Here is an 8,302-nt window from a genome sequence, read left to right as displayed (position 1 = left end):
TGGGTCACTCCATCGCCCCCGGTGTTTTCCACAACGTCCCCCCCCCACCCACAGACCTCGGGGCCGCACCCCACCGCGGGCCGGCCCCTTCGGCATGACCAGTCAAAGATCAGTGCTCGTTGCCCGCGGGGACCGGATCGACGTCGGAGGCCACCGCAGCCGACTGACCGTCGGAGGCCACCTCCACGCCGGGCGCCCTGTCGGTCGACGTGACGCGGTGGGCGCGACGGCGCAGCCACCAGGTGCTGCCGAGCCCGGCGAGCACCGCGAGGACCAATCCGGCCCAGGAGATGTCCTTCAGCCAGTGTTCGGCGGCCTTGCCGACCGAGTAGAGCAGGTACGTCGTGCCGAAGGCCCAGACCAAGCCGCCGGCCGCGTTCGCCAGGAGGAAGCGGCGGTACGGCACGTGCAGCGCACCGGCGAGCGGCCCGGCGAGGATCCGCAGCAGTGCCACGAACCGACCGAAGAAGACCGCCCAGACGCCGTGCCGCGCGAAGCTCTGTTCGGCACGGGCGAGTTGCGCCGGGCCCAGGTGTTTGGGGAACCGTCTGCCCAGTCGAGCGAGGAGAGGGCGACCGCCGCGTCGGCCGACGGCGTACCCGACGGAGTCGCCGACGATGGCGCCGAACGCCGCGGCGCTGGCCACCCACTCCGGCTCCACCACTCCGGTGGCGGCGAGCAGGGCGGAGCTGACGAGCACGATCTCTCCGGGCAGCGGGACACCCATGCTCTCGACGCCGATCACGCCGGCGACGATGAGGTAGACCACGCCCGGAGGCAGGGCCGAGAGCCAGTGCTGGACGTCGACCACTCGGCACCCCTTCCGATCCGGCCTCCGACCCTACCCTGGGACCTGGTGAACCGGCGTGCTCGCGGACACCGCCCAGCCGCCATCCAACCCTTAACCGCAGGGCTCGAGGGCTGGCGTCAGCCGGCGAGCGGGGCGACGAACTCCAGCCGGTTGCCGTGCGGGTCGTGAGTATGGAAGCGGCGCATCCCGGGCAGTTCGTCGTCACCCCAGACGACGTCGTACCCGGCGTCGAGCAGCCGACCGGCAAGCATGTCGAGGTCGGGGCGGAGCAGGGCAGGGTGTGCCTTGCGGGCGGGGCGGAAGTCGTCTTCGACGCCGAGGTGCAGTTCGGCGTCGTACCCGATGAACCAGCAACCGCCGCGGGCGGCGAGGGCCGGGGGTTTGGGTTTCTCGACCAGGCCGAGCAGGCCAGCGTAGAAGGCGCGCGAGACCTCCTCGGTGCCGCGCGGACAGGCCAGCAGTACGTGGTGGATCATTGCGGCACCTCCTGTCTCGAACCCTGGCACTCGCTTGCACATATAGCAAGACGGACGTACGGTTTTGTTGGAAGCGGAATCGGGCGGTAAGTGTCACCTAACCTCGGCGGCACCCCGGCCGGTGCGACAGACTGCTCAGGACTACTCACGGTCGCTGGTGTGAAGGAGTACGACGTGGCGAGCCTCGACACCTTCGGTGCGAAGACCCAGCTACGCGTCGGAGACGCGAGCTACGAGATTTTCAAGATCGACAAGGTGGACGGCCACGCACGGTTGCCGTACAGCCTGAAGATCCTGCTGGAGAACCTGCTGCGGACCGAGGACGGCGCGAACATCACCGCCGACCACATCCGCCAGCTCGGCGGGTGGGACTCCACCGCCGCCCCGAGCGTGGAGATCCAGTTCACCCCGGCGCGGGTCCTGATGCAGGACTTCACCGGCGTGCCCTGCGTGGTCGACCTGGCCACCATGCGCGAGGCAGTACGTGACCTGGGCGGCGACGCCACCAAGGTCAACCCCCTCGCCCCGGCCGAGCTGGTCATCGACCACTCGGTCATCGCCGACCTGTTCGGCCGCGAGGACGCGTTCGCCCGCAACGTCGAGCTGGAGTACGAGCGCAACAAGGAGCGCTACCAGTTCCTGCGCTGGGGTCAGACCGCGTTCAACGAGTTCAAGGTCGTCCCGCCGGGCACCGGCATCGTGCACCAGGTCAACATCGAGTACCTGGCCCGCACCATCATGGAGCGCAACGGCCAGGCGTACCCGGACACGGTGGTCGGCACCGACTCGCACACCACGATGGTCAACGGCCTGGGCGTGCTGGGCTGGGGCGTCGGCGGCATCGAGGCCGAGGCCGCGATGCTCGGCCAGCCGGTCAGCATGCTGATCCCCCGGGTGGTGGGTTTCAAGCTCTCCGGTGAGATGCCGGCCGGCACCACCGCCACCGACCTGGTGCTGACCATCACCGAGATGCTGCGCAAGCACGGTGTCGTCGGCAAGTTCGTCGAGTTCTACGGCCCCGGCGTGAGCGCGGTGCCGCTGGCCAACCGGGCCACCATCGGCAACATGTCCCCGGAGTACGGCTCCACCGTCGCGATCTTCCCGATCGACGCGGAGACGATCCGCTACCTGGAGCTGACCGGCCGGGACGCCGCGCAGGTCGCGCTCGTCGAGGCGTACGCCAAGGAGCAGGGTCTCTGGCACGACCCGGACGCCGAGCCGGACTACTCCGAGCGCCTGGAGCTGGATCTCGGCACCATCGAGCCGTCGCTCGCCGGCCCGAAGCGCCCGCAGGACCGGGTGCCGCTGGGCAGCGCCAAGACGCTGTTCCGCTCCGCGTTGACCGACTACGTTGCCGACGACTCCGTCGGTGAGCGCGACCTCAAGCCGGGTGTCCCCCGCGAGGAGCTGCCGCGCGGCGCCAACGGTCCGGCCGACGAGGCCAGCGCCGAGTCCTTCCCGGCCAGCGACCCGCCGGCCAACGAGTTCAGCGACCCGGCCGACGAGCCGCGTGACCTGGAGACCGCGGCGGTTGGCGCGGGCGGCCGGGCCAGTAACCCGGTCCGGGTCACGGGCAGCGACGGCGTGGAGTACGAGCTGGACCACGGCGCAGTGGTGATCGCAGCGATCACCTCCTGCACCAACACGTCCAACCCGCAGGTGATGATCGGTGCCGCGCTGCTGGCCCGCAACGCGGTGGAGAAGGGCCTGTCCCGCAAGCCGTGGGTGAAGACCACCCTGGCGCCCGGGTCGAAGGTCGTCATGGACTACTACGAGCGCGCCGGCCTCACCCCGTACCTGGACAAGCTCGGCTTCAACCTGGTCGGCTACGGCTGCACCACGTGCATCGGCAACTCGGGCCCGCTGCCCGAGGAGGTGTCCGCCGCGGTCAACGAGCACGACCTGTCGGTCGTCTCGGTGCTCTCGGGCAACCGGAACTTCGAGGGCCGGATCAACCCGGACGTCAAGATGAACTACCTGGCGTCGCCGCCGCTGGTGGTCGCCTACGCCCTGGCCGGCACCATGGACATCGACCTGGCCAACGAGCCGATCGGTGAGGACTCCGAGGGCAACCCGGTCTACCTGCGCGAGATCTGGCCGAACAGCGCCGAGATCCAGGACGTCATCGCCCAGGCGATCGGCGCCACCGGTTTCAGCGCCGCGTACGCCGATGTCTTCGCCGGCGACGAGCGGTGGCAGTCGCTGCCGACCCCGACCGGCGACACCTTCGCCTGGGAGAACGACTCCACCTACGTGCGTAAGCCCCCGTACTTCGAGGGCATGCAGCAGGAGCCGAGCCCGGTCGTCGACATCTCCGCCGCACGGGTGCTGGCCAAGCTGGGGGACTCGGTGACCACCGACCACATCTCGCCGGCCGGCGCGATCAAGGCGGACTCCCCGGCTGGCACGTACCTGGCCGAGCACGGTGTGCCGCGCCACGAGTTCAACTCGTACGGTTCCCGCCGGGGTAACCACGAGGTGATGATCCGGGGCACCTTCGCCAACATCCGGCTGCGCAACCAGCTGGTGCCCGGGGTGGAGGGTGGCTTCACCGTCAACCACCTCACCGGCGAGCAGACCTCGATCTACGACGCCTCGATGGCCTACCATGAGGCCGGCATCCCGCTGGTCATCCTGGCCGGCAAGGAGTACGGCTCGGGCTCGTCGCGGGACTGGGCGGCCAAGGGCACGATGCTGCTGGGCGTCCGGGCGGTCATCGCCGAGTCGTACGAGCGGATCCACCGCTCCAACCTGATCGGGATGGGCGTACTGCCGCTCCAGTTCCCCGTGGACGTCACCGCCGAGTCGCTCGGCCTGACCGGCACCGAGACGTTCACCATCACCGGGGTGACCGCCCTGAACGACGGTGACACCCCGAGCACCGTGCAGGTCAGCACCGACACCGGCGTGGAGTTCGACGCCGTGGTGCGGATCGACACCCCCGGTGAGGCGGACTACTACCGGCACGGCGGCATCCTGCAGTACGTGCTGCGCCGCATGATCGCCAACTGACGTACCGACGTCACCAGGCTCCTTCCCGCCCTCGGCGGGAGGGAGCCTGCGTCGTTTCCGGGTCGCTCCCCCTGTTGGGGCCCGCCACGGGCATGTATCCGGGCCTCGGTGGGCCGTTCACGGTGGCCGAGATGCCGGACGGGGCGCGGGTCGCGCACGTCGGCCGCGTCACCGCCTGAAGGCTGAGATCTTGGACAGTTTCCGTCAGCCGAAGACGGAAAGTGTCGAAGATTCACCCTGCCAGCCCTCTCCGACGCCCCGACCGGCGTCGTCATCAGGGTCGGACCATCAAACGCACAAGGGTGGTCCGACCGTCGGACTCGGCCAGCTCAGAGCTGACGCGATCCTCTAGGGTGCGAGTTCATCGGCCCGGTCGAGCAACGCACGGCGCTCAGCGGTCGAGCCCACCGCTGCTGCCGCCTCCCGGAACAGTCCTGCCGCGCGTCTCCGGTCGCCCTGCCGGGCCACCAGATCGGCCTGCACCGCCACGGCGAGCGGATGGTCGTCCAGCCTGCCTCCGGCGCGGGCCGCGTCGAGCAGGATCAACCCGGCGGCCGGTCCGTACGCATAGCCGTGCGCTACCGCCCGGTTGAGCGCGATCACCGGTGAGGGGCGCAGCTCGGCGAGCGCGTCGTAGGCCCGCGCGATCGTCGGCCAGTCGGTCTCGTCGGCCGAGGCGGCGGTGGCGTGGCAGGCGGCGATCCGGGCCTGCCACGCGTACGGCCCGTCCTGGCGTACCCGATCGAGGGCGGTCAGGCCCTCGGCGATGGCGGCGCGGTCCCACCGGTCGCGGTCCTGCCGTTGCAGGGTGAGCAGGTTGCCGGCGGCGTCGCGGCGGGCGTCCCGACGGGAGTGTTGGAACAGCAGCAGCGCCAGCAGCGCGGCGACCTCGGACTGGTGTGGCATCAGCCGGTCCAGCAGCCGGGCCAGCCGGACCGCCTCGTCGGCGAAGGCCGGTTCACCGTCGGCGACGTAGCCCCTGGTGAACAGCAGGTACAGCACGGCGAGGACGCCGGGCAGCCGCTCGGTCAGCGCCGGCCCGTTCGGCACCCGGTACGGGATGCCGGCCTGGGCGATGCGGGTGCGCGCCCGGGTCAACCGGCGGGTCATCGTCGACTCGCTGACCAGCAGCAGGCGGGCGATGTCAGCGGTTGGCACGCCGCAGACCGTTCGCAGCGTCAACGCCACCCGGGCCTCGATCGCGAGCGCCGGATGGCAGCAGGTGAAGATGAGACGCAACCGGTCGTCCACCACGTCCTGCCCCACCTCGGGCTCGGGGTGCGCGTCGTCGGGCGTGAGCAACGCCAGGTCGTGCAGCTTGCGCCGCTCCACTGTGGCCCGGCGCAGCACGTCGATCGCCCGGTTGCGCGCCACGGTCATGAGCCAGCCGCCCGGGTTGGTCGGCACACCGTCGGTGGGCCAACGTTCCAGCGCGACGGTCAACGACTCCTGGGCGCAGTCCTCGGCCAACGCCCAGTCCCCGGTGACCCGGATGAGGGTCGCGACGATCCGGGGGTACGCCTCGACGCCGGCGACCGCGACGGCCTCCGCCGCCGCCGCGTCGGACGGTGCCGGGATGCGCACCGGCCGGCGCGGCGGGGTGGACAACCTCGTCAGTCGGACAGGTCCGCGAACGGACGCAGTTCCAGTCGCCCCTCACGGGCCATCGGGTGGGTGCGAGCCACCTCGATCGCCTCGTCCAGGTCGGCGCAGTCGAGCAGGTCGAAGCCCACGATCACCTCGGCGGTCTCCGCGAACGGCCCCTCGGAGACGAGCAGCTCGCCGTCGCGAACGCGGACGGTGGTGGCCGCGCTGGTCGGCCCCAGTACGTTGCCGGTCAGGCGGCGGCCACGAGAGTCGTTCTCCGCCACCCACTTGTCGATGTCGGGAAGCTCGGTGGGGTCGGTGTCCGGCTCGGTGTCGCTGCAAACGAACATCATGTACTTCATCTGATCGCTCCCTTGGTTTCTCGGGGTGTCGCCAGCATGACGATCGGCCGGGAGCGTTCCGGACACCCTCCCCCGAAAAATTCCGGTCAGTCTCCGCTGGCGGCGCGGCGGCGGGCCTCGCGGGTCTTCATGGCGTGCTCCATCAGCGTGACGAGCACCTCCTTGCTGGACTCACGCTGCCGGGCGTCGCAGAGCAGCACCGGCACACCCGGGTCCAGGTTCAGCGCGGCCTGCACCTCGTCGAGCCGGTACTTCCGGGCGTCCTGGAAGCAGTTCACCGCCACCACGAAGGGCGTGCCCCGACCCTCGAAGTAGTCGATCGAGGGGAAGCAGTCGGCGAGCCGGCGGGTGTCGGCCAGCACCACCGCGCCGATCGCCCCCAACGCCAACTCGTCCCAGACGAACCAGAACCGGTCCTGCCCCGGCGTACCGAACAGGTACAGCACCAGGTCGTCGCTGATGGTGATCCGGCCGAAGTCCATGGCCACGGTGGTGGTGGTCTTGCTCTCCACCCCGGACAGGTCGTCGATGCCGACCCCCGACTCCGTCAGCACCTCCTCGGTGCGCAACGGCCGGGTTTCGCTGACCGCGCCGACCATCGTCGTCTTGCCCACGCCGAAGCCGCCCGCGACCAGGATCTTGATCGCGGTGGGCAGTGGCGTCGCTCCCGCCGGCCGGTCAGAGTGCCCGTAGTCCATTGATTACCGCCTCGAAGATGCTGTTGTCGGGAAGACCGGCCGTGGTCTGTGGCTCGCGGACCTGCACCAGGCTGCGGGCCGCCAGATCACCGAGGAGCACCCTGATGGTGCCCACCGGCAGGTCGAGATGGGCGGCGATCTCGGCGACGGACTGTATGCGTTGGCACAGCCCGACGATCGCCAAGTGCTCGGGACCGAGACCGACCTCGGGCGTGACCTCGGCTCGGGTCGCCGTGACCAGGGAGATCAGGTCGAATGTGCCGGTGACCGGGCGGGCCCGACCACGCGTCACCGCGTACGGACGCACCACCGGACCCGCGTGGTCATCCACCCACTGATGGTCTGCGGACTCCCCCTGGACCGTCATCGCCGCTACCTCTCGCCGACCTGCTGATCAGTGCCGCGCGACGGTGATGCGACGTACTTGCCGACCCGGGTGACCAGCATCGCCATCTCGTAGGCGATCAGGCCGACGTCGGCGTCCTCGCTGGCCAGTACCGCCAGGCAGGCGTTGCGGCCCGCCGCGGTGACGAACAGGAACGACGACTGCATCTCGATGATGGTCTGTTGCACCTGCCCGCCACCGAAACGCTTGCCGGCGCCCCGCGCGAGGCTCTGGATGCCGGCCGCCATCGCAGCGAGGTGCTCACCGTCGTCCCGGCTCAACCCCTGCGAGGAGGCCATCAGGAGGCCGTCGGTGGAGAGCGCGACCGCGTGTTCGGCCTGCTTCACCCGGCCCACCAGGTCATCCAGCAACCACGTCAGGTCGGCGCTCGAAGCCGTCTTCTGGGTCACTTCGTCGTCCTCTTCTCGCCCGGCTGTGTGCCGTTGTTCGTCTGGGGCTCGACCGTCACACCGCGCGTCGTCGGTGCTCGGTCAGGTCGCTTGTGGATCCTCGTCGGCCGGCTCGGACGGCGTCGTCGTCACCGGTGCGCCGGAGGCGCCGCCGAGCAGCCGCGCCGCGTCGGTCCGCCCACGCCGGGTGCCGGTCTGGTAGGAGCTCATCATCCGGCGAACCTGCTCCGGTGGGCGCACCACATCCTCGTCGTCGGTTTCGGACACCGCCGGGTCGTCTCGCAACTCGGGAACGATGTTCGCCTGTCGGACCCGGACGGGCAGGCCGGAGTCGGTCCGCTCCGCATCGGCGCTGGCGGGCGCCGGCCCACCGTCGCCGGCCGGGGCCGCCTCTTCGCCGGAGGGCTCCGGGCGGGTGGTGTCGACAGCGGGCAGCCCGGTGGGCACTGTCGGGGCTTCCAAGGCCGGCTGAGCGGGCCCGCGCCGGGCGCGGGTGGGCAGGTCGGCCGCCGGCCGCTTGCTGCTCGGTCTGGGAGCGGGTGGCATCGGCTTCGACTCGGC

At 70.5% G+C, this 8,302-nt stretch carries 8 protein-coding genes and 2 pseudogenes; 2 read left to right on the top strand and 8 right to left on the bottom strand.

The annotated features are described in order from the left end of the window. Positions 1-109 precede the first annotated feature (109 nt). Entirely contained in the window at positions 110-811 is a 702-nt protein-coding gene (locus tag AB0B48_RS30250) for a DedA family protein (protein ID WP_357207436.1), read from the bottom strand. 116 nt (positions 812-927) lie between these two features. Beyond that, a complete protein-coding gene (locus tag AB0B48_RS30245; protein WP_357207433.1) occupies positions 928-1,287 on the bottom strand; it encodes a glyoxalase in 360 nt (119 codons plus the stop codon). Positions 1,288-1,446: 159 nt separating this feature from the next. Here AB0B48_RS30245 and AB0B48_RS30240 point away from each other — a divergent pair, with 159 nt between their 5' ends. Both AB0B48_RS30240 and AB0B48_RS30235 read left to right on the top strand, forming a co-directional pair. After that, the gene (locus AB0B48_RS30240; protein WP_357207431.1) at positions 1,447-4,299 is read left to right on the top strand and encodes an aconitate hydratase; all 2,853 of its coding nucleotides are present in this window, start codon (positions 1,447-1,449) and stop codon (positions 4,297-4,299) included. 65 nt (positions 4,300-4,364) lie between these two features. Then, positions 4,365-4,460: pseudogene (locus tag AB0B48_RS30235) on the top strand (XRE family transcriptional regulator); the annotation flags it as partial. Between the two features lie 187 nt (positions 4,461-4,647). Here AB0B48_RS30235 and AB0B48_RS30230 read toward each other — a convergent pair. From AB0B48_RS30230 to AB0B48_RS30205, 6 genes and pseudogenes are all read right to left on the bottom strand, one after another. Then, positions 4,648-5,907, bottom strand: a complete 1,260-nt coding sequence (locus tag AB0B48_RS30230) for a sigma-70 family RNA polymerase sigma factor (protein WP_357207429.1) — start codon at positions 5,905-5,907, stop codon at positions 4,648-4,650. Between the two features lie 5 nt (positions 5,908-5,912). Beyond that, on the bottom strand, positions 5,913-6,239 hold the full coding sequence (locus tag AB0B48_RS30225; protein ID WP_357207438.1) for a YciI family protein: 327 nt from the start codon (positions 6,237-6,239) through the stop codon (positions 5,913-5,915). 95 nt (positions 6,240-6,334) lie between these two features. Further along, entirely contained in the window at positions 6,335-6,946 is a 612-nt protein-coding gene (locus AB0B48_RS30220) for an ATP/GTP-binding protein (RefSeq protein ID WP_355009975.1), read from the bottom strand. Beyond that, positions 6,927-7,313, bottom strand: coding sequence for a DUF742 domain-containing protein (locus AB0B48_RS30215; RefSeq protein WP_030337267.1), 387 nt, complete (start codon positions 7,311-7,313; stop codon positions 6,927-6,929). The genes AB0B48_RS30220 and AB0B48_RS30215 overlap by 20 nt, the downstream gene beginning before the upstream one ends. A 5-nt stretch (positions 7,314-7,318) precedes the next feature. Continuing rightward, a complete protein-coding gene (locus AB0B48_RS30210) occupies positions 7,319-7,741 on the bottom strand; it encodes a roadblock/LC7 domain-containing protein (RefSeq protein WP_091403761.1) in 423 nt (140 codons plus the stop codon). Positions 7,742-7,822: 81 nt separating this feature from the next. Then, positions 7,823-8,302: pseudogene (locus tag AB0B48_RS30205) on the bottom strand (histidine kinase); the annotation flags it as partial.

Source organism: Micromonospora sp. NPDC049089 (genome assembly GCF_040648775.1).
In the GTDB taxonomy this organism is placed as follows: Bacteria; Actinomycetota; Actinomycetes; order Mycobacteriales; family Micromonosporaceae; genus Micromonospora.
Note: the sequence above shows the minus strand (reverse complement) of the source record. Positions and strands in the feature narration are given on the sequence as shown.

Excerpts from the sequence above, each read along its gene's own strand:
- AB0B48_RS30245 (WP_357207433.1), bottom strand. The coding sequence starts at position 1,287 with ATGATCCACCACGTACTGCTGGCCTGTCCGCGCGGCACCGAGGAGGTC.
- AB0B48_RS30225 (WP_357207438.1), bottom strand. The coding sequence starts at position 6,239 with ATGATGTTCGTTTGCAGCGACACCGAGCCGGACACCGACCCCACCGAG.
- AB0B48_RS30220 (WP_355009975.1), bottom strand. The coding sequence starts at position 6,946 with ATGGACTACGGGCACTCTGACCGGCCGGCGGGAGCGACGCCACTGCCC.
- AB0B48_RS30215 (WP_030337267.1), bottom strand. The coding sequence starts at position 7,313 with ATGACGGTCCAGGGGGAGTCCGCAGACCATCAGTGGGTGGATGACCAC.